The organism is Actinoplanes sp. NPDC049681 (genome assembly GCF_044465265.1).
Taxonomy (GTDB): domain Bacteria; phylum Actinomycetota; class Actinomycetes; order Mycobacteriales; family Micromonosporaceae; genus Actinoplanes.
This window is the reverse complement of the sequence record NZ_JBITLP010000007.1, coordinates 176457-196830: the sequence shown is the minus strand read 5'-3', so window position 1 is coordinate 196830 and position 20374 is coordinate 176457. Positions and strand designations below refer to the sequence as shown.

16 protein-coding genes are annotated in these 20374 nt (G+C 71.4%); 8 read left to right on the top strand and 8 right to left on the bottom strand.

What is annotated here, in order from left to right; genetic code table 11:
• Positions 1 to 74: 74 nt before the first annotated feature.
• A complete protein-coding gene (locus ACIBO8_RS26020; RefSeq protein WP_396117908.1) occupies positions 75 to 1724 on the top strand; it encodes a YncE family protein in 1650 nt (549 codons plus the stop codon).
• A 120-nt stretch (positions 1725 to 1844) separates the two neighbouring features.
• Here ACIBO8_RS26020 and ACIBO8_RS26015 read toward each other — a convergent pair whose 3' ends face one another.
• Positions 1845 to 2483, bottom strand: coding sequence for a hypothetical protein (locus ACIBO8_RS26015; protein ID WP_396117907.1), 639 nt, complete (start codon positions 2481 to 2483; stop codon positions 1845 to 1847).
• 156 nt (positions 2484 to 2639) lie between these two features.
• On the opposite strand from ACIBO8_RS26015, the gene ACIBO8_RS26010 reads away from it, so the two are divergent.
• Entirely contained in the window at positions 2640 to 2930 is a 291-nt protein-coding gene (locus ACIBO8_RS26010) for a hypothetical protein (protein WP_396117906.1), read from the top strand.
• A 4-nt stretch (positions 2931 to 2934) separates the two neighbouring features.
• On the top strand, positions 2935 to 3564 hold the full coding sequence (locus ACIBO8_RS26005) for a hypothetical protein (RefSeq protein WP_396117905.1): 630 nt from the start codon (positions 2935 to 2937) through the stop codon (positions 3562 to 3564).
• Positions 3565 to 3630: 66 nt separating this feature from the next.
• Here ACIBO8_RS26005 and ACIBO8_RS26000 read toward each other — a convergent pair whose 3' ends face one another.
• From ACIBO8_RS26000 to ACIBO8_RS25990, 3 genes are all read right to left on the bottom strand, one after another.
• Positions 3631 to 8022 (bottom strand): FtsK/SpoIIIE domain-containing protein, encoded by a 4392-nt coding sequence (locus ACIBO8_RS26000; protein WP_396117904.1) that lies wholly within the window; start codon positions 8020 to 8022, stop codon positions 3631 to 3633.
• A gap of 75 nt (positions 8023 to 8097) precedes the next feature.
• Positions 8098 to 8391 carry a WXG100 family type VII secretion target gene (locus tag ACIBO8_RS25995; protein WP_396117903.1) on the bottom strand — a complete coding sequence of 98 codons (294 nt, stop codon included), beginning with the start codon at positions 8389 to 8391 and terminating at the stop codon, positions 8098 to 8100.
• Between the two features lie 64 nt (positions 8392 to 8455).
• Positions 8456 to 10249 carry a hypothetical protein gene (locus tag ACIBO8_RS25990; protein WP_396117902.1) on the bottom strand — a complete coding sequence of 598 codons (1794 nt, stop codon included), beginning with the start codon at positions 10247 to 10249 and terminating at the stop codon, positions 8456 to 8458.
• Between the two features lie 191 nt (positions 10250 to 10440).
• Between ACIBO8_RS25990 and ACIBO8_RS25985 the strand changes: the two genes are divergently transcribed.
• On the top strand, positions 10441 to 11847 hold the full coding sequence (locus tag ACIBO8_RS25985) for a hypothetical protein (RefSeq protein ID WP_396117901.1): 1407 nt from the start codon (positions 10441 to 10443) through the stop codon (positions 11845 to 11847).
• 271 nt (positions 11848 to 12118) lie between these two features.
• A complete protein-coding gene (locus ACIBO8_RS25980; protein WP_396117900.1) occupies positions 12119 to 13579 on the top strand; it encodes a diguanylate cyclase in 1461 nt (486 codons plus the stop codon).
• A gap of 37 nt (positions 13580 to 13616) precedes the next feature.
• Here ACIBO8_RS25980 and ACIBO8_RS25975 read toward each other — a convergent pair whose 3' ends face one another.
• Both ACIBO8_RS25975 and ACIBO8_RS25970 read right to left on the bottom strand, forming a co-directional pair.
• Positions 13617 to 14540, bottom strand: coding sequence for an NADP-dependent oxidoreductase (locus ACIBO8_RS25975; RefSeq protein WP_396117899.1), 924 nt, complete (start codon positions 14538 to 14540; stop codon positions 13617 to 13619).
• A 60-nt stretch (positions 14541 to 14600) separates the two neighbouring features.
• On the bottom strand, positions 14601 to 16055 hold the full coding sequence (locus tag ACIBO8_RS25970) for an MFS transporter (RefSeq protein WP_396118217.1): 1455 nt from the start codon (positions 16053 to 16055) through the stop codon (positions 14601 to 14603).
• Positions 16056 to 16277: 222 nt separating this feature from the next.
• On the opposite strand from ACIBO8_RS25970, the gene ACIBO8_RS25965 reads away from it, so the two are divergent.
• Both ACIBO8_RS25965 and ACIBO8_RS25960 read left to right on the top strand, forming a co-directional pair.
• The gene (locus ACIBO8_RS25965) at positions 16278 to 16745 is read left to right on the top strand and encodes a MarR family winged helix-turn-helix transcriptional regulator (RefSeq protein ID WP_396117898.1); all 468 of its coding nucleotides are present in this window, start codon (positions 16278 to 16280) and stop codon (positions 16743 to 16745) included.
• A 175-nt stretch (positions 16746 to 16920) separates the two neighbouring features.
• Positions 16921 to 18651: an endo-1,4-beta-xylanase gene (locus tag ACIBO8_RS25960; protein WP_396117897.1), complete on the top strand. Its 1731-nt coding sequence runs from the start codon at positions 16921 to 16923 to the stop codon at positions 18649 to 18651.
• A 26-nt stretch (positions 18652 to 18677) separates the two neighbouring features.
• On the opposite strand, the gene ACIBO8_RS25955 is transcribed toward ACIBO8_RS25960, so the two are convergent.
• Positions 18678 to 19454 carry a maleylpyruvate isomerase family mycothiol-dependent enzyme gene (locus ACIBO8_RS25955; RefSeq protein ID WP_396117896.1) on the bottom strand — a complete coding sequence of 259 codons (777 nt, stop codon included), beginning with the start codon at positions 19452 to 19454 and terminating at the stop codon, positions 18678 to 18680.
• 89 nt (positions 19455 to 19543) lie between these two features.
• On the opposite strand from ACIBO8_RS25955, the gene ACIBO8_RS25950 reads away from it, so the two are divergent.
• Positions 19544 to 19708 (top strand): hypothetical protein, encoded by a 165-nt coding sequence (locus tag ACIBO8_RS25950; RefSeq protein ID WP_396117895.1) that lies wholly within the window; start codon positions 19544 to 19546, stop codon positions 19706 to 19708.
• A gap of 82 nt (positions 19709 to 19790) precedes the next feature.
• On the opposite strand, the gene ACIBO8_RS25945 is transcribed toward ACIBO8_RS25950, so the two are convergent.
• Complete coding sequence (locus ACIBO8_RS25945) at positions 19791 to 20165, bottom strand: hypothetical protein (RefSeq protein ID WP_396117894.1); 375 nt, start codon at positions 20163 to 20165, stop codon at positions 19791 to 19793.
• Positions 20166 to 20374: the final 209 nt, after the last annotated feature.

Sequence of the window (20374 nt, the reverse complement as noted above, 5' to 3'; positions counted from 1 at the left end):
TGCTTAACCGCGGATCTCGCACTGCCGATCAACCAACGGCATGTCCGCGACCGAACCGAAGGACCCCCCACGCGATGCCCCTCAGCTCCCGCCCCGCGGCCGCCGCACTGGCCACTGCCAGCGCTGTCGCCGCTATCCTCATCGCGGCCGCGCCGGCGCAAGCTGCCGCCGTAGCCGACACCCCCACGAACCTCACGACGCTGGCCGCGCCGAAGAGCATGACGGCAGCGAACGGGCGGCTGTTCGTCTCCGACGGCAATGCCGTCGCCGTCCTCGGCACCGACGGAGTCACGCAGAAGAGCGTCACCGGGATGTTCGGGGCACGTGACGTCCTGGCGTCGCCATCCGGTGACCTGGTATATGTCGCGCTCAGCCAGGCCAGCGCTATCGCTGTCATCGACACCGACACCCTGACCGAGGTCGCCCGATACACCACCGGTGAATGCCCGGTCCACCTTGCGTTCGCCGGCTCCCGCCTGTTCTACGGCGCCGGGTGCGGCCAGTGGGACGGCACCATCGGCTCGGTCGACGCCGCCACCGGCACCGACCCTCGCGCCGTACAGACCGTCAGCATGTACTCCGCTCCGCTGCTCGACGGTGCTGGGAACACCCTCGTGGCGGGCGTCGGCGGGATCAGCAGCGGCCCGGTCTACACCTACACCGTCGACGGAGCCACCGTCACCGAGCTGGCGCAGAAGGACACCGACGGGTACCTCGCTCGGGTCTCCATCAGCCCCGACGGCAAAAAGGTCGCCACGGCTGCCGGCTCTCCGTACTACCTGGCGCAGTACGAGGCCGCCACCTTGACCGCGGCCGGGTCGTTCGACACTGGCTCGTACCCGGCCGACGTCGCCTACTCGAACAACGGCACCATGATCGGTGGCGGGGTCGACAGCACGTACGGGCCGGGCGGCAACATCGTCGCGTTCGACGTCCTCGCGGGCACCCAGGTTCTCTCCGGCAACGCCCACCCGAAGGCCGCCTACAACCGCCCGGCGCCGGTTTCTGGCACCTTGACCTGGTCTGCCGACGACGCGCGTCTCTACTCGATCCTCGACGACTTCACCGGACGCGCCGACCAGCCGCACGTCTATTACCTCGCCAAGGGCTTCGAGACCATTCCCGCCCCGGCCGTGACGACCACCAAGCTGACGCTCGTTCAGCCCGCGAAGGCCGGTGCCAAGGTCCGCGCGACCGCCACCGTGGCCCGCCACCCGGGCGTCACGGTCCGGTTCGTCCGCACCAGCCCGGCAGGTAACCTCACGGTGACTGCCAAGACGAACTCGGCGGGCGTCGCGACCGTCACCATTCCGGCACCGGCCGGCGGGACAGTCACCGCCTACTACGACGGCGACGACAGCAACAAGCCGTCGTCCGCCAAGGCCACCTACAAGACCATCACGACCACCAAGGTCACCGTCTCCGGTCAGTACAAGACGGTCAAGAACGTCGCCTACTTCCGCGACAAGAAGAACGTCCTCGTCACGGTAGCCGTGTCCTCGCCCGTCCCCGGCCGGCGGATCACCGCCGTGCTACAGGGCAAGTCCGGCACCAAGTGGCGTACGTTGCAGACCAAGAGCATGACCCTGAACGCTTCCGGCGGCTACTACATCGGCCTGATCTCTGCGAACAAGGGGGTGCAGTATCGCGTCGTCGTCAAGTTCGCCGGCGACGCCTACGGTAAGCCGTCCTCGGGTACCGGCAGGGCCTTCATCATTCGATGATCGTGAAGTGACGGAGGGCCGGCACCTGAGTGCCGGCCCTACGTCATTTCTGCCGCCGCTCCAACCTCGCATGACGCGTGGTGCATGGGCACCGGCGTGCTGCCGGCTGGTCACTCAACGTCATAGCCGGTCTGCGGTGACCTTCTCCCCGTCCGGGCCGACGGCGTACCAGGTCCGGTCCTGACTCTGGCCGTTCAGGTCCCCGGGCTGTGAGTCACCCGAGAAGCGGTAGAGAGGCCAGCCGCCCACGGTCACCTGCACGTCGCCGTCCGCCCGGCGGATCGCCCCGACCTCGGCCGGATCGACACCCGCCAAGAACACCTTGCCACCATCCTCGACGGTCACCGGCGGCCACGTACGCGCGCAGCTCGCGTCGCAGGTGGACCGGGGCGGCTTCGCGCTGTCCCCGTCGTTGCGATAGAGGGCCGCCTGGTTGACGTTGACCAGATGCGGGGCCTTCAACGCAGCGGAGGTCACCGTGCTGAGCTGCACCCACCGAGGCGGACTCTCCTGGACCGCGACGCCGACGACCGTGCCACCGTTGCCGGTCTTGCCGGCCTGGGTCGCGGTCTGGTCGACCACCTCCAGCTCGTCGTTGCCGGCGGCCGGTGATCCGGATCCCGGCACGGCGGCCGACGCAGCCGGCGGAGCGGCCGTGGGGCCTCCCGTACCCGAATCGGTGATGGTGATCGACTTGCCGCAGCCGGACGTCAGCGCGACAGCGCCGAGGATCAGCACCGCGCCGGCGGCGCGAACCACTCGGCCGGTCCACGATGAAGGAGGGGTGGGGGTCGGAGCCATACCGCACACACGGAACGGCAGCCGGAACGGTTCACCGATTGAACCGCCGGGCGGGGCAGCTTCGTGTGTGACCCGGACGACGAGCCGTCGTCGCTACGCCAGGAAGGAACGCCGATGGCCGCAGACGTGCACATTCCCGGAAGCGAGCTGAAGGAGGCGCAGGACATGCTCACCTTCATCCACGACTTCATCGACGTCGGCCCGCACAGGGTCGACTTCGCCGCGGCGTTCGGCCGGGGCCGGCTCGCCGGCGCGGCCGGGCACTTCGATGACCGGTGGAACGACGGCCGGTTCCAGCTGCGGCGGCAGGTCGTGGGCGTACGGGACGCCATCGGCAGCATCCTGGACGCGTTCGGCAAGACCGATCAGGACGCCGCCCGGAATCTCGACGACGGGCAGGGGTGAAGCGATGAGCAGCGCACGACGCTTCCTGCTCGACGTCCCCGATCTGTGGGACGAGGTCGATCTCAGCGGTGAGCAACTGGCCCGGATCCGGGCGCAGGCTCTTTCCATGACGGACGATCCGCGCGAGCGGATGCGGATCAACGACATGTTCCGGCAGGGTCGCGAGGTCAGCCGCGCGGCGCGGCGGCAGGGCGCGCTGCTGGCCACCGGCACGGCAACCGTCTACGACGAGGGCCTGTTCATGGCGTACGGCATGGTCTTCGCCGTCACCACGCCGGCAGGTCAGGAATTGACGCTGCCGGTGCTCTCCACGCAGCTGGGCGTCTCCTCGTCGAGCGGCCAGGCCCCGAAGGACCGGATCGTCTCCTCGGTCCGGCTACCGCACGTCGGAACGGTCGCCCGGGTCACCGGTACGGAGACCACGCGGCTGACCGCGGACATCGACGTGCGGCTGCTGACCATGCACACGATGATGCCGGTTCCCGGCCGGCCCGCGGACTTCCTGGTCGTCACCCTGGCCAGCCCGAACCTGCCGCTGAAGAACGAGGTCTACGACCTGTTCGACGCGATCACCAGCACCTTCCGCTTCCTGACCGAGGACGGGCGGCCGGTCGAGGTCGCGGACGCGGCCTGAGCGGGACCACAGAGCGAAGGACGGCCGGTTTCCCGGCCGTCCTTCTGCCGTCTGGGACTGCTGCGCTTACCCGGTGAACTCCGGCACCTGCACCGAGAGCAGACTGCCGTCGCCCAGGTGCAGCAGGCCGCGACCCGGCTGCGGGGCCCGGCCGACGTACCCGCGGCTCAGCTTCACGCCGATGACCTCGCCGTCGCTCAGGCCCTGCGGCGAGAGCAGCATGCCGGTGCGGTTGCGCTTGACCTGGCCCATCCAGCCGGCCAGGCTCAGCGCCAGCGACTCCGCGTTGCCCGCGGCGAGAATGCCCCACCCGGTGCCCTGGGCGCCGCGCGCGAGCAGGGCGAGGTCCGAGTCGATCTCGGCGCCCATCAGCAGTTCGGCGTCGTCCACGACGATCACGGCGCTGGGCTCCGGGATGCCGCTCAGCACCGTACGGAAGTCGCGGACCGACACCTCCGGATCGGTGATCACCGCCGCGACCCCCGGGCGGCCCGCGAGTTCACGCAGCGGCGACCGGCGGGGCGCCAGGACGACCACGGCCGTCCCCTGGGCCAGCAGCGACTCGGCGGCGACGAGCAGAGTCGTGCTGCGGCCGGTGCGCGGCGGGCCGGCGATCACGAAGGTCGGTACGTCGGTCAGGTCGGGGCCGAACGAGGTGAGCGTGTCGCCACCGACGGCGACCAGCGGCCGCATCGGCGCCGGGTGGTGCAGCGCCATCGCGTCGGCGTACGAGATCCGGTCCGGAAGGGTGTCCAGCCGCAGCGGGCGACGGGCGGGGGGAACATCCGCCTCTCGCTTGGTCAGCTCCTCCCCCAGTGCCAGCAGAACCTGAGCCTGGGCGGCGCCGGACAGGTCGCCGCCGAGCACGGCGATCTGGGCCTCGCTCAGGTCCTGGGTGCGCAACGCCCGGCCGGGAGCCGGGTCCGCGGGGGCGGACCGGGAGGGGATGCCGACGGAGGAATAGTCCTGGCGGTCGTTCAACCGCAGGACGAGCTTGTCCTCGGTGGTCGCCGAGTAGCGACCGCCACCCAGGATCCGATCACCGGCCAGGACGACGTGGATGCCGGCACCGGCACCGTCGCGCAGCAGGCGCAGCATCCGCTCCATGTAGCTGCCGTTGTCGTAGGCGATGAACTCGCGGTCGAAGACCTCGAAGCGGTCGACCATCAGCACGATGTGCGGCAGGCGCTCGCCGGGCGCCTGCGAGCGGCGTAGTTCGGCGAGGTCCGCGGTACCCCGGGCGCCGAGCGCCGACTGGCGGGACGTGAGCTCGGCGTTGAGCCGGTCGAGCAGGCGGCCGAGCCGCTCGACCTGGTTGCGGTCCACGACCGCGCCGCAGTGCGGAAGACTCACCAGGGCGTTGAGCGCACCGTTGCCGCAGTCGATCCCGTAGAGGTGCACGTCGTCGGCGCCGTGCGCGAGGGCGAGTACCGCGGCGAGGGTACGCAGCGCCTGCGACCGCCCGCTGCGGGGAGAGCCGACGACATGCAGGTGCCCGGCCCGGTCGAGGTCCAGGGTCAGGGGCGCCCGGCTCTGCCGCGCCGGCAGGTCGACGACGCCGTACGCGACCGGCGGCAGGGCGGCCGGGCGGGTCTCGGCCGGTTCGGGCGCAGGCGGCCTGGTCCACTCGAGCAGGGTGGGCAGGGGCGGCAGCCAGGGGCTGGGCTGGCGGGGAATCCCGGCGAGCCCAGCGGCCTGCGCGATCGCGGTGACCAGGACCGCGAGGTCGGTGACAGCCTGCGTCTGAGCCGTCCCCGAGCCGCCGCGGGAGGGTTCCGGGCTCGGCAGCGGACCGCCGAGGTCCCGCCAGGAGACCGCCTGGGCCCGGACGGGAGCCGGCGTGTCCGTGGGCACGGCACCGCCGGGGCGGCGTCCACCGACCCGGGCGGACTGGAAGGGCAGGAGCACGGACGGGCCGAGCCGGACGAAGGCGCGGCCGGGGTGGGCCGGGGAGATCTCCCCGGCGTCCGGAGCATCGATGATGTCGCGGCTCTCCGTGGTGTCGGTCGTGCGCAGCGCGATCCGCAGGTTCGTGTTGGCCCGGATGTCGGGCGTCACCGCCCCGCCCGGCCGCTGAGTAGCCAGCACCAGGTGGATACCGAGGGAGCGGCCACGCTGGGCGACGTTGACCAGCCCGGAGATGAAGTCGGGCAGTTCCCGGGCCATGGCGGCGAACTCGTCGATGACCAGCAGCAGCCGGGGCAGCGGCGGCAGCGCATCGCCGCCCCGGGCGCGCTTGTCCAGATAGTCGAGGATGTCCTTGGCGCCGGCGGAGGCCAGGAGCGCCTCCCGACGGCGAAGCTCGGCGCCCAGCGACACCAGCGCCCGCTCGACCAGGTGGGTGTCGAGGTCGGTGACGAGGCCCACGGTGTGCGGCAGGTCGGCGCATTCGGCGAAGGCACTGCCACCCTTGTAGTCGATGAGCACGAAGGTCATCTCGTCGGGGCGGTTCACGACCGCGAGGGTGGCGACGAGGGTCTGCAGCAGCTCAGACTTGCCGGAACCGGTGGTTCCGGCGACCAGCGCGTGCGGACCGTCGCGGACCAGGTCGACGGCGAAGGCCCCGTCGAAGCCGGCGCCGAGGACGGCCGTCGTGCTCCGGCCACCCAGCGACCATCCCGCCACCAGCGCCTGCGCGGTCGGGGGCTCGATGCCCAGCAAATCCAGCAACCGTACGGCGCCGGGCAGCACGCTCTCGTCGCTGTCGCCCACGCCGCGCAGCGGGGCCAGGGCCCGGCCGAAAGGCTCGTACCAGCCCGGCTCCGGCGAGTCCGTCCGGACCTGGTCGAGCGGTACGGCGCCACCGGCCCGCACCTCGGACACGTTCCGGCGGCCGGATCCGGTGACGATGACCGCGCCGCACTCCTCGGGGAGCAGCCGCTCCTCCCGGTCGATGCAGATGACGTAGACGCCGACAGCAGGGCCGTCGCGGAGCAGGCCGACGACGCCCGGTAGTGAGCGGGCGCGGCGCGCCTGTTCCAGGACCACCAGGACGTCCGGGTAGCCGTTGACGCCGCCGCGGGCCAGTTCCGCTCCGGAGGCGGCGCGGGCGGCGACGATCCGCCCGAGCTCGCCGATCCGCCGGGCCAGCGAGTCGGTGGTGCTACCGACCAGCGCGTACGCATCCTCGCCCTGGGGCTGGGTGTGCGGCAGCCAGCGGGTCCACGCCCAATTCTGCTCGCCGTCCGGTCCGGCGAGGACGACGGCACGCAGATCGGTGGGGCTGTGCCGGGCCGCGGCCTGGGCCACGAGCCATCGGGCCAGGTCGGCGGCGCGCGGCCCGGCGATGCCGACCACACCGGCGTCGCGTACGGACACCGCGACCGGCACCTCGTTCAGCAACGGCACGGTGCCGCGCCGGTGCTCGTCCTGGGTCGGGTCGTCCACGGTCACCGCGGAGGGCAGATCGGCGGTTCCCACGCGTACGGAAAGGAAGTCGGGGTCGTGCCACCGCCTCTCCCACAACCGCTCGGAGGGCTGGACGGCCATCTGAAGCAGCGACGCCGGATCGGGCAGGGACAGGCGCAGCTCCCGCTGCTCGTCCAGCAGCGTGGTCTCGATGTCGGCGTGGACCCGGGCCAGCTTCTCCTCGTACTGTCCCACCTCGTCGAGGTACTTACGCATCGCCTGCTTCCGGCCGCCGAACTGGGTGAACAGGGCGGCGATCGGTGAGAGCAGCGCGACGAAGACGAAGGTCCATCTGCCGGTGGCCAGGATGGCGACGATGGCGCTGCCGGCCGGCAGAAGCAGGACGGGAAGCAGCGGGATGGGCCGCTTGTCGGGCTTGGCCGGCGGGCTCGGCAGCCGGAACCGGCCGCCGCTCGCCGCCGGAAGGAACCGTGGCGGCCGGTTGAAGCTCAGGCCGAGGCCGTCGGCGGCGGGTGTCAGCGGCGCCCGGGCCCCTCGGTGCGAGGTCAGCTCCAGCAGGATGTCACCGGCCGACAGCAGGCTTCCCTCACGCCACGGGGTGCGGTCCTCCACCGGCTTGCCGTCCAGCAGGGCGTGCTCGGCGGTCAGCAGCTCGGCCGTACCGTCCAGCCGGACCCGCACCCGGGCCGCCTGCGCGAGCGTTCCCTCCTCGGCGGACAGCCGGATGCGGCAGACCGCCGCGCTGCCGATGTCGTAGTCGCCGGGGACCAGACGGAAGATGGTCCCGGCGCCGGGACCGGAGACGATCCGGATTTCGGTACGGCCCTGCGCCTCGGGCTCGGCGCGAAGGGGTACGCCGAGCCCGAGGTCCACGCCGTCACGCACCCCGGCCGCCTGGAGCGTCGCCCGTGGGTCCACCGGATCGGCACCGATGTACAGCACCGGCTCCGCTGCCCCGGCATCGTCGGGTCGCACCGGGCCGACCGCACGGGCCAGCTCAGCCGCGAGGCTGCCGGCTGTGGCGGACGGCTCCGTGTCGACCACGACGGTGGTGGAGACCCCCGGGAACTGAGGATCAGGGACGCTCACGTTCAATCGCACGGCTTCTCGACCCTTGTCGTAGAGGAATGGTGGACGGCGTGGTGGCCTCGGTACGGCCGCCGGTCAGCCGAGGTTGGCGCCCAGCTGATCGTCGGTCTGCGAGAAGGCGTCACCGACCGACCGGACGTACTGGCCGATGCCCTGCAGACCCTGGTTGACCTGATCGAAGCCCTTGGCGAACTCGTCGAAGAACGGCGAGAACTTCTGCTGGGCGGCCGGCGTGGAGTAGCCGTTGGCGAGCAGACCGGAGATCTTCCCCTTGACCTCGGTGAGCTTGTCCTGCAGCTGGCTGAAGTCGTTGAGCAGCCCCTGCGACGTCGATGCGGTCTCGTCCGAGTTGACCCGGTAGTCGGGCATGGTGTCTCCCTCGTGTTGTTTTCTGGAACCCATCCGGACGGATGGAAACTTGGAGCCGCCGCGGCTAGGAGAGCCGGACGGGGACGAACGGCAGCCCGAGCCGCTTGGCCGCGATGATGCGGTGGTTGCCGTCGTTGATGCTGAGGTCGTCTTTGGCCAGGCCGATCGGGGGCAGCGGGGTGCCGTCCCGGAACGCCTGCACGATGCGGTCCACCCGGGCCTCTTCGGCGTCGCCGCGCAGCAACGAGTCCGGGATCTGGTCCGTCGGCACCAGGACGGGCTGGTCGGTACGCGGCAGGTCGTGCAGCTCGCCGAGGCTGCCGACCTGCGTGAGGTCCTGGCCCTCGAAGTTCTTGACCACGAAGTGATCCGTGGGGACCGGCCCCTGGAACCTCGTGAAGTCCGCGAGAGGCTCTTGGTAGGTGAAGCCATCGCCCTCGAACTTGCGGAACGTGTTGTCGTCGAGGTCGAAATACACGGTCTCGCCGGTGTCCTTCACCTTGAAGACCGGATCGCCGTCGATGTGGTGCTGGAACTCGAGGTCGACATGCGGGAACGTGGGGTGGACCAGGATCAGCGGGTCCTGGCTCTTGACCGCGGTGCCGTGGGGGAAGAACACGTCCTGCATTCCGGGCAGCGACGACGGAGACGGCGGCCGGGCGCCGGGATCGAGCGTCGTGTCCGTGTCGATACCGCGCGAGGAGGTGCCGTCGGCCGGTGCCGTCTTGACGGGGATCCCGCCGGAGGCGGTGTCTCCCTTCGTGCCCCGGTGTCCTGCCAGTTCGCCGCCGGCGCCCAGTCCGCCGGCCGTGGCGATCTGGGTGGCATCAAAGCCGTCGCCGTTGATCGCCTGCGCCGCGACCTCGTCCGTAGCGCCCTCGGCGAAGCCTTTGGCGCCGGAGCCTGCGAACCGTGCCGCGGAGCTGTTCACCAGGGGCCCGATCGTCCTGCTGGTGTTGATCGTCGTTCTGATGCCGGTGATGCTGCCGTTCACCGTCTTCGCGAGCTGTGGCACCACCTTGGCGGCCAGGCCGGCTCCGGCCTTGAGCCCGCTCCCGACGACCTTGAGGACGGACGCACCGGGGATGAGGCCGAGCAACCCGATCAGGAAGTCGCCGAGTTTGAAGGCACCCGTGGCTATCGCGACGATCTGGGTGACGGCGAACAGTGCGGCGCCGAGCAGCAGACCGACCACCGGGAAGAACACCGAGACGACAGCGAGCAGCAGGCCGAGCAGGATCTGGACGAACGGGAAGTCCGCGAAGAAGTCCGCGATCTTCTGGAAGAAGTTGCGTTCCGGGATCGCCTCGCCCGCCGCGCGGTCGAGGGCGTCGGCGCACGTCTTCTCCGCGGCCTCCCGCATGCTCTGTGCCTGCTCGGCCAGGCCTCGAGCCGCCGACATCTGCCCCTTGGCGGCGTCGATGCCGTCCTGCGCGCGGACAGCGGCGGCCTTCTCCTCGCCGGTGGCGTCCGGCGCCGGCGCCGGCGGGGTCTGATGCGCCTGCGGCGCCGCCTGGCGCGCCTGCTCGACCGCCCGGTCGAAGGTGTCCTGTGCCTCCCGCAGCCGGGGCGTGTACGCCCGCATCGCGTCGGCCGCGTCGTGATAGGACCGGGCCGTCTTCGCAAGCTTGTCGGGGAGGTCGTCGCCGACCTTCTCGCGCAGCTGGTCCATCGCGGATCCACGGCCGGTGGCAATCGATCCGTCCCGCTTCAGGACGCTCAGCGCCTTCTCCGCCGCGTCGCCGATCTCGGCATACCGCCGTACGACGTCCTCGATGTGCTCCGGATCACCCGGGGTCGGGTCCGAGCTCATGCCCACCAGCTCGAAATCCGCGGGTGTCGCGAACCGCCGCGCCATCCTTCACCTCTCCCCCGTGTTCTCTCCAACGCCCGGCCTTGATCAGGACGTCGCGGCATACACGGCGCCCCCCGCCGAACGGTTCACGGAATTTTCCGAACCCTCACGCCACCGGCCGCGTGTATAGGGCGATCACCGATAGGAGGTCCGGCGGCACGGCCGCCGAACTACACCGAGCGATGGCGGGGAACATGGGTAAGAGAAGCGCCGGGCGGGCACTCGTCCGGGCGGCCACGGTCCTGGTGCTGGCGTGCTGGGCCGCGTTCGCCGCGGTCGCCCCGGCCGCCGCCGACGACGGTGATCTGATCAAGGTCTTCGTGGTCTCCGACGTGAACGAGACCGGCGGCCAGCTGCCCACGCTGCCGTCGATCGCGGGAAGCACCCTCGACGACCCCGCCCGCGCCGGCGAGATCCTCGACCTCAACAGGGGCCGGACTCAGCCGGACGGCGGGGCACTGACCCGTGCGGACGATCGCCTGCACCCGGGGTGGATCCTGCGCCTGCCGCAGGACGCATCCGGTCCGGACGTACGCCTGGCCCGAGAGACGGGCAACCGCCGGAGCGACCCCCCGCCACGGGCGGCCTCCGGCGACGTCATCTCCATTCCCCTGCCGGCGGTCCTGGCCGTACTCGCCGCCGTCCTTGTGGCGCTCGTCACGGCCGCCATCGCCGGACGGCGCCGACTGACCCGATGGATCGCCCGGGCCGTCCATGCCCTCGGAGAGCCGGCCCGGCGCCGCCGTCGCCTGTCCGACCGGCTGTCGCTGGGCCGGCGGTTCGCCACCGACGGCGAGACCCTGCGCCGGGCGTACGACACGATCGGCGAGGTCGCCGTCATGTTCCCCGCGGGCGAGGGCCCGGTCCACGCCGTGAGCGTCGACCGCGCGGGCACGACGGTATGGCTACCTGCGTCGGAGTCGCTGGCCACCCCCTGGCAGCGCATCGACAGCACCCGCTGGCGGCGCATGTCGACCGCGACCGCGAGGTCCGGCCACGGTGACGCGGCGAGCCAGGCGCAGCGGGTACGGAACGAACAGATGGCGGCATGCATGGTCCGGGCCGGCAGCGACGCCGCCGGCGAGCCCGTCTTCGTGGACCTCAGCCGGCTCGACGGTGTGCTCAGCGTCACCGGCGACCGGCGGGTGGCCCGCGAGATCGTCCAGAACCTGCTGTGGGAGATCGCCCGGGTCCGGCCCGGCATCCCGGTGGCGGTGCTGCGAACGGCCGATGCCGGGATCCCGCTGGCCATGCCGCCCGGTCTCGCGGTCACACCCCACGTGCCCGTACCGGTCCAGGCCGGCGACGACGGCGCCGACGTCCCGATCCGCGGCGCGGCGGCTCGCCGCCCGGTACGCGCTCTGGTCGTGGTCCTGGGCACCCCCGACGAACGCGACACCGCCCGCCTGCTGGCGCTGTGCGGCACGAACGGCGTCGGCTGGACCGGCCTGGTCTGCGGCGACATCGGCGAGGGCGCCCACTGGCGCTGGCACGCCACCAGCGACGGCACGGTGGACGTCCCGGTGCTCGGCATGGAACTCACGGTCCCGGCCCGCCCCGGCACGCCCGCCGGGCACAGCCGGCCCTCAATGGCGAGGTGAGCGGAGGGCCGGACAGCACGACGGCCCCCCGGAAGGAGGGCCGCTGTGTGCTCAGCCAGGCCAGGGGATCTCAGCCACACCAACCCGGACGGCTACTGAACCAGACTCGCAGCTCCACCTCAATCCCAGCGCAAGCCGACCTCCAGACCACCGCAATTCCTGGTTGGCACCCCGGTTGCGCCTCCCCGCCGCGAGGTATCCGCGAACGGCGACCACCGTATGGCTCCAGCGTGGATACCGAACCGCAACCATGCCGGAGTCGAATGGGCCGATGTCTACCGGCCATCGCAGGCCGCCCATCCACCTCGGGTGGCTGCTGGGCGGCGTTTCCGCGGTCGCGGCGTACTACCTGATGCCACTGGCCTGCGTTTCCCCGGCCGGCCAGGGCGTGTGGTACTGCCTGATCAGCTTCGGTTCGGCGGTCGCCGTCCTGGCCGGGCCGCGCCTGCACCGGCCGCAGGCCCGGGCGGCGTGGTGGCTGCTCGGCGCCGGGCAGATCATGTTCACCCTCGGCGACATCGCCTACACCGTGATCACGAGCGCCGACCCCAGCACGAGCTACCCCCTGGTCGCGAACCTCTTCTACCTCGCCCAGTACCCGCTGGTCGCCGCCGCCCTGGCACTGTTGATCCGGCGTCGCAGCACCGGCAACAACGCGACCGCCTTCATCGACGCCGGCACCGTGGCCACCGGCGCCGCGCTGCTGTGGTGGACGTACCTGATCCAGCCGATCGTCACCGCACCCGGCGTCTCGACCCCGGACCGGTTCGCCGCGACCGCCTACCCCGTGATGGACCTCGCGGTGCTCGCCGTCGCGCTGCGTCTCGTCCTCGGCGGCGGCCGACACACCATGTCGTTCCACCTGCTCACTGGTTTTCTCGCGCTCACCCTGCTGGCGGATACCGTGTACGGGCTGCAGACGCTGCTCGGCGAGTTCGTCAACGGCAGCTGGCTGGACGCGCTCTGGCTGGCCGGGTACGTGCTCCTCGGCGCCGCCGCCCTGCACCCGTCCATGCGGCGCATCGACGAGCCCGGCCCGGTCAACACCGAGTCGATCTCCCGGTGGCGCCTGGGGCTGCTCACCGCGGCGGTCATGGTGGTCCCCGCCGTCCTGGTCGTGGAGAACCTGCGCGGCACGCATCCCAACCTGCTGATCATCGCCGCCGCCTGCACGGTGCTGTTTCTCCTCGTACTGACCCGGATGGCGGGCCTGGTCTCCGCGCAGCGCCACCTCGCCATCACCGACGAGCTGACCGGCCTGCACACCCGCCGCTTCCTGCAGGAACGGCTCGAGGCTCCGCCGCCGCGGCCGCGCCGCGACGGCGAGATGGGCCTGCTGATCGTCGACGTGGACCACTTCAAGCAGGTCAACGACGCGTACGGCCACCCGGCCGGCGACCAGGTACTGATCGAGGTCGCCCGCCGGCTGGAACAGGCGTGCCGACGCGACGACGTGATCGCCCGCTTCGGCGGTGAGGAGTTCGCCATCCTGGCCGCCGACGTGACCCGCGCCGAGCTGCGAGAGCTTGCCGAACGCGTCCGCCACACCGTCGTCGCCGAGCCCGTACCGGTAGCCACCGGGGTGGATCTGAAAGTCACCGTGTCCCTCGGCGGCGCGACCGCCCCGCGCCGGATCTCCGACTCCGGCGAACTGGTCCGCGTCGCGGACGCCGCCCTGTACGCCGCCAAGAACGCCGGCCGCGACCGCGCGGTCCTGGCCGCCCCGTCCTAGGGCGCCATCGCTTTCGACGGTGCCCGTGGAGCTGTGGTCAGGGAACGACGATGATTTTGCCGCGGGTGTGACCCTCGCGGTTCAGTCGCTGGGCGTCGGCTGCACGTTCGAGCGGCAACGTCGCGGCCACCTCCACCCGCAGTCTCCCGTTCTCCGCGAGCTCGGTGAGCGCCGCCAGGTCGCGGGCGTCAGGTCGCACGAAGACGTACTGGCCACCAAGTCCGAGCACGGCGGCGTCCGCGACCGATGCCAGGCGGCCGTCTGCGGCGAGCAGCTCAGGCGATGCCTTCAGGGCATCACCGCCGACGAGGTCGAGCACAGCGTCCACGCCGTGCGGTGCAAGGTTCCGGACGCGGTCGGTGAGACCCTCGCCGTACGTGACGGGTTCGGCGCCGAGCCCACGCAGGTAGTCGTGGTTGCGCTCGCTCGCGGTGCCGATCACCCGGGCGCCGAGCGACCTGGCGATCTGGACCGCCAGGGAACCGACGCCGCCGGCCGCCGCATGCACCACCACGGTGGCGCCGTCGCGGACCTGCAGGGTCCGCGTCAGTGCCTGGTACGCGGTCAGCCCGGCCAGCGGAAGACCAGCGGCCTCCTCGAACGTGAGGTTCGCCGGCTTGCGGGCGAGCGTACGGACCGGAGCGGCGACGTACTCGGCAAAGGTGCCGCGAGAGACGAAGTCCTCACGGACGTAGCCGATCACCTCGTCTCCAGGAGCGAACTCGGTGACGCCGACACCGGCCTGCTCGACCACGCCCGCGAGATCCCAGCCGGGTATGACGGGAAAGACGGCGTCCAGGACGCTGTCCAGGTATCCCGCCTGGATCTTCCAGTCGACCGGATTGACGGAGGCGGCCTTCACGCGGACCAGGACGGCGTCCGGGCCCAGTTTCGGCTTCGGGACCTCGCCGTACTCCAGGGCCTCCGGGCCGCCGTACGTGCGGTAGATGATGGCCTTCATTGCGGTACTCCCCCTGGATGTCGTGTGTACGGGTCGTCATGCGGGCCTTCGGCCCGTGTGTCAGGCGCGGGCCGCGACCGGCGGTTCCAGCTCGGCTCCCGTGCCCGATTCGGCCGGCTGGACGTCGCCGGTTGCGCTGTCGGCCGTGACCTGGCTCGCCGGCAGGACCGGCTTGGTACGCAGACCGAACAGGCTGATCAGCCCCACCAGGCCGAAGGCGACGCCGGCGACGGCGAAGCTGATCGTGAACTGCCGCTCTGCGGGCAGGGCGGGCACGCCGGCCGGCAGGTTCGCGATGGTGTTCGCGGCGAGCAGCGAGGTGACGACGGCGCTGCCGATCGAGCTGCCCGCCGAACGGGAGATGGAGTTGATCCCGTTGGCAATGCCGCTCTGGTGCAGGGGCACGCTCGCCATGATGAGCGCCGGCATCGCGGCGTACCCGAGGCTGATGCCGGCGCCGATCGCCATGCCTGTGCCGATGACCGAGGCCGGACTGTCGTGCGCGACCGTCAGGACGGCGAAGCCGGCCGCGCCGACCACCGCGCCGAGGGTCAGGGTGGACCGGGCGCCGATGCGGCGCACGAGCGCGCCGGCGAACTGCGCGGCGAACAGCGACACGATCGTTGCCGGCAGGAGGAACTCCACCGAGGCGCGCAGCACCGAGGCACCGAAGCCGTAGCCCGTGAGCGCGGGCGGCATCTGCACCAGGTACGACACGCCGATGAATTGGGCGAACATGCCGAAGCCAACGAACAGGCCGGCCAGATTGGTGAACAACACCGGCCGGAAGACGAACATCCGCAGGTCGACGAGGGGCTCGCGCACCCGGCGTTCGACCAGGACCCACACGGCGGCCATCAGCGCGGAGCCGGCGAAGCTGCCCAGCGTCCGCGCGCTCGTCCAGCCCCAGGACTGTCCCTGGGAGATCGGCAGCAGGAGGAGGACGAGAGCCGCGGCGAGGGTCACCGTTCCCAGTACGTCCACGCGGCCACCGGTACGGGAGCCCGCGCCCGGCACCAGGAAGACCACCGCCGCGAGGGCGAGCAGCGCGAGAGCCGTGGCGAGCCAGAACACCCGGTGGTAGTCCGCGTCCGCACCGCGGGTCAGCAGGCCGGTCAGGACCAGCGCCAGGCCGCTGCCGAAGGCCAAGGTGCCGCTGACCAGACCCATCGCCGCGTGCAGCCGCTCGTGGCGCACCTGCTCACGCAGCACGGACAGCGCAAGCGGGAAGATCGCCGTGGCCGCGCCCTGCATCGTCCGGGCGACGATCAACCAGCCCAGCGAATCGGTCAGGGCGGCCAGGACACTTCCGGCCACCATGACGACCATGACGGCGACCAGGGTCGGCTTCTTGCCGCGTTGGTCGCCGAGGCGGCCGAGCAGCGGTGTGAAGACGGCCGCGGACAGCAGCGTCGCCGTGGTCACCCAGCTGACGTTGCCCGCGCTCGTGTGCAGCGTCTGTTGAATGAGGCCGAGAATCGGCACCACCAGCGTCTGCATCACAGACACGATCATGGTGGCGAGACCCAGAGCCAGGATCAACACAGTGTCACCGCCGCGTCGCGACCGGACCTCGGAGCGCAGTTCCACCACACCGTTTCCCTTCACATGCCGCCCCTGGCCAGGCTGAACAGGCCGTCGGCGAATACTTGACAAGCTTGAAGCTTGATGACCTCAAGGAAAAAGACCGTAACCTCGATGGTTGAGGTGGTCAAGCTTTGCCGCTACTCTTGCGACGTGAGCCACTCCTCCCTCGCAGCGCCCGCCACACCGGTCACACCGGCGCCACCCACCACCGTTCAGCTCATGGAGCTGTTCGCGCTGGCCAGCACGGCGTATTTCCAGGACTTCGCCGCCGTGGCGGCCAACCAGGGCCTCACCTCGACGCAGGCGAAGCTGCTCAGCCAGCTGCGTCAACCGCTGTCCATGCGGGAGCTGGCCGAGCGGCTGGTCTGCGACGCCTCGAACATCACCGGCATCGTCGACCGTCTGGAGGCCCGCGGACTGGTGCGCCGGGAGATGAGGCCCGGCGACCGACGGGTCAAGAACGTCGTGCGCACCGACGCGGGCACCGACGCCATTCTGCGGGTACGCGACGAGATGCAGGCCACGCATCAGGCGCTCGCCGGCCTCGGCGACGCCGACCGCATCGCCCTGGCCGACCTGCTGCAGCGTCTGCGAGCCTCCCTGGACCAGCGAGCCTGACGGCTCGAGCGGGGCCGGCGCTTCGGTATCCAGGACGGGATCCGGCCGCCTCGCCGGTTGTAGCGTTCACCGCGGTGCCAGGACCCTCCTCGCCGTAGGGAGTGATTGACGGAGCTCCCGGGTGCGTGCTGTCTGTACTGTCGACCGTTCCTCGCCGTCGACCGCAAGAGGACCCGTGCCGAACGTCCCCCGCGCCCGCCTGGCCCTGCTCGTTTCCCTGCTGTGCCTGCCCGCCGGCGGTGTCGCCGCGTGCGATCCGTCCCGTGGCCAGAGCGCCCGGCCCAGCGTCTCGCGCACCATCCCGGCGTCCGGCCACGTGGACCTGCTCGCCGGGGACTGGAGCCGTTTCCCGGGGGCGACCGCCGCTTCCGGCGGCGTGCGCATCCACGGCCTGGGACGGCGCATCGTGCTTCAGGACGGCACGGGTGGACAACCCAATCCACCGGTGAACCTGCGCGGGCCACAGCTGCGGGTCCGCGGCGACTTTCAGGTCAGTGCGACGCTGCACCGTCCGGCCGGCCAGACCGCGTCGCTGTACCTGTACGGCGAGGTCCCGATCGTCTACGACGAGTGGCGACAGAACCGGCGGGGCCTGCGTGTCGCGGTTTCGGACCGCGATTTGCGCCTGACCGTCTGGGACGGCCGTTCCGCCACGCCGGCCACGGACCGGACCGCGTCGGCCACGTCACCCGGAACGGTCACCGTCACGGTCGAGCGTTACGGCGGCGACCTCGTGCTGTCCGCCGGTGACATCCGAGTGTCCGTCCCGGATCCAGGAGTGTTCGCCGCCGGTTCCGTCACTTTCGGCGGCGACGCCGCTCCCGGCCGGCCGGACTGGACGCTGGCGGCGCTGGAGGCGATGGGGCGCGGCGGCGGAAGCGTCGCGGTCCGTGACACCCCGATGATGGGGCCGGCCGCGCCGCCCGCCGACGCCCTGCGCGGCTTGGCCGAAGCCACCGGCCGCCGGCTCCCGATCGGAGCCGCGATGGCGGCCGCACCACTGGTCAGCGACGACGGCTACCGCGCCCTCGCCGCGACCCAGTTCTCGATGCTCACCACCGAGAACGACCTCAAGCCCCAGTTCGTGCACCCCGGGCCGGACACCTACGACTTCGCCGAGGGCGACCTGCTGGTCGACTTCGCGGCCGCCAACCATATGGCGGTGCACGCACACACCTTGGTCTTCGGCGAGGCCAACCCGCGATGGATGCAGGAGGTCGCACTCGCCGACCGGGAGAGCGTCATGACCGGACACATCAGGACCGTCGTCGGTCACTACCGCGGCCGGGTCGCGGAGTGGGACGTCGTCAACGAGCCGTTGTCCCCGGACGACGACGGGCCCGACGGTGTTCCCGGCCTGCGCGAACACCTGTGGCAGGAGGCCATGGGCGAGTCGTACATCGACAAGGCGTTCATTTCCGCCCGCGCCGCCGACCCCGGGGCAAAGCTCTACCTCAACGAGTTCGGTGCGGAGGCTGACGGCCCTCGCTGGGACGCCCTGTACGCCCTGGTCACCCGTCTCAAGCGGCGTGGAGTGCCCATCGATGGGGTCGGTTTCCAGAGTCATGTCCACGAAGCCGGCGACCACATCGACCCCGCCGTGCTGCGGTCGCACATCGCCGCGCTGGCCGAGCTCGGCCTCTCCGCGCGCATCTCCGAGATCGACGTGTACGGCGAATCACCCCGTGTTCAGGCCGCCCAGTTCGCCGGCGTGCTGGGTGCCTGCCTGTCCGAGCCGACCTGCACCTCGTTCACCACTTGGGGCATCACCGATCGCTACGGCTCCACCGCCGAACACGACAGCTATCCACTGGAACCGGGCGACGAACTGCCCTGGGACGAGCGACTACGCCCGAAGCCCGCCGTCGGCGCCCTGCAGGACACGCTTCGAGCCGCCCGCCGGTGATCGTCACGGCGCCTCGTCGTCGTGTCCTATGCCTCCGGCTCCCAGGCAATCAGCTGGTCGAGGACGCGCCGGTCGCCGTCGAGCCGCAGCGAGTCCATCGGAATGCGGCCGTAGCAGAACATGACCAGTTCATTGGCCGTGCCCTGGGCGCAGACATAGGCCGCCTCCGGGCCTACGCCGACGACCGGCGTGGGGAGGCGGGCGGTCCGGGCGCCGTCGGCGGAGAACCAGAGCCGCCACGAACGGCCCTCGGTGGCGTGGTAGTCGACGACCGCGGGCTGGTGCGGCCACGCGGCCGTCGTCGCGACGCAGGTGGTCAGGAACTCGTCGACACCGTCGAGTGCCACCTCGTCCGGCAGCGGCTGCGGGGCGCCCACGGCGACCTGCGCGTCGTAGGTGTGCACGGCGACCTGCTGGAGCTGGTGCCGGGCGACGGCACCGGTCGTCTGCGGCGACTGCGACGGACCCCACCACGTCCAGCAACCACGATCCGGGCCGGCCTCCCGCAGCGCGTCCAGCAGCTCCCCCGTCGACGCGGCGAACCAGGCCAGCAGGGCCTCGCGCTCCCTGGGCGCCACGGGGGCGGACATCGCCGGAGGCGCGTCCGCGGGCCCCGCGGCCACGATGGCGGCCCACTTGCGGCGCCCCTCGCCGAGGTGCTGCACCAGGTCGAACAACGTCCACTCGGGGCATGTCGGCACCCGCACGTCGAGGCTCGGTGCCGCGGCGACCGCCGCCCGGAAAGCGGTCGATCGTTCGTCCATCAGCCGCAACAGGTCAGCGAACTCCAGAGTCTCTTCCACCGCGGCTTTGTACCACCCGCATCCGACAACCGACAGCGGGTTTCCCCCCTCCCGACGGCGGGACCACCGTGCCGGGCATCTCGCCCGGAATGCCCGGCGCAGTGATCGGCATCGCACCGATCGGCGGGCCGGCCGACGGCGCGGTCACCGGCCCGCTCGCCCGCCGCTTCGGCATCGGCCCGCTCCTGGTCCTCGGATACGTGGCAAGCCGCCGCCGGCGCTGCGCGCCGTTGAGCACCTTGGCCCTCCTGTAGCCCGTCCCCTGAGCGGCACCTCGCCCGACCACAACTTCGACGCCCGGGGGACCAGCGGCCGCCGTTGGAGTTTGCTGCTCGATCATCGCCCGCGGAAGAGTCGCCGCCGGGGCGTCCACGGTGGGGCCGGACGGTTGATCGTGTCGCTGTCGCGGCCGATGGGCTGATCCCGCCGAACCTCGACGACCTCCAGGGCCGGATGACACAGGAGCGAGTCGACCGTCGCCCGGTCCGCGCCCACGTACGTGCTGTCCTGATCGATGTCGGTCGCCACCACTCCGGTTCCCACCGCGTCGGCCAGCAGCCGGGCCTGCGCCGGCGGCAGGGCACCCAGTTGCGGGCTGCGCGTCCAGAGCCGGCCGCCGTGACCGTCCGACTCTTCCCAGAGGTCCTCGGGCACCTGCCAGGCCGTCGCCCCGGCCGTCCGCCAAGTGCCGGCGATCGCGGACCATTGCATGCCTGGGTGGACGCGGCGACCGTTGGCTCGGGCGACAACGGCCCACCGCACCTCCGTGTCGTCGCGGGCGGCGGGGTGCAATACGCGCGCGTACGCTTCGAACCCATCCGGTACCAGTGAACCGACGGTCCGGTGCATCGCTGCGTGTTCCACGCACCGATTGTTGCCGCCAAACGGTAGGCGGCAAGCTGCGCGAGCGTCCCGGCACG

What these genes read in the sequence shown, in the direction of transcription:
- ACIBO8_RS25985 (WP_396117901.1), top strand. Translation starts at nt 10,441, where the DNA reads ATGGGTAAGAGAAGCGCCGGGCGGGCACTCGTCCGGGCGGCCACGGTC.
- ACIBO8_RS25970 (WP_396118217.1), bottom strand. Translation starts at nt 16,055, where the DNA reads ATGATCGTGTCTGTGATGCAGACGCTGGTGGTGCCGATTCTCGGCCTC.
- ACIBO8_RS25975 (WP_396117899.1), bottom strand. Translation starts at nt 14,540, where the DNA reads ATGAAGGCCATCATCTACCGCACGTACGGCGGCCCGGAGGCCCTGGAG.
- ACIBO8_RS25990 (WP_396117902.1), bottom strand. Translation starts at nt 10,249, where the DNA reads ATGGCGCGGCGGTTCGCGACACCCGCGGATTTCGAGCTGGTGGGCATG.
- ACIBO8_RS26010 (WP_396117906.1), top strand. Translation starts at nt 2,640, where the DNA reads ATGGCCGCAGACGTGCACATTCCCGGAAGCGAGCTGAAGGAGGCGCAG.
- ACIBO8_RS26020 (WP_396117908.1), top strand. Translation starts at nt 75, where the DNA reads ATGCCCCTCAGCTCCCGCCCCGCGGCCGCCGCACTGGCCACTGCCAGC.
- ACIBO8_RS25995 (WP_396117903.1), bottom strand. Translation starts at nt 8,391, where the DNA reads ATGCCCGACTACCGGGTCAACTCGGACGAGACCGCATCGACGTCGCAG.
- ACIBO8_RS25945 (WP_396117894.1), bottom strand. Translation starts at nt 20,165, where the DNA reads ATGCAATGGTCCGCGATCGCCGGCACTTGGCGGACGGCCGGGGCGACG.
- ACIBO8_RS25950 (WP_396117895.1), top strand. Translation starts at nt 19,544, where the DNA reads ATGCCCGGCGCAGTGATCGGCATCGCACCGATCGGCGGGCCGGCCGAC.
- ACIBO8_RS26005 (WP_396117905.1), top strand. Translation starts at nt 2,935, where the DNA reads ATGAGCAGCGCACGACGCTTCCTGCTCGACGTCCCCGATCTGTGGGAC.
- ACIBO8_RS25980 (WP_396117900.1), top strand. Translation starts at nt 12,119, where the DNA reads ATGTCTACCGGCCATCGCAGGCCGCCCATCCACCTCGGGTGGCTGCTG.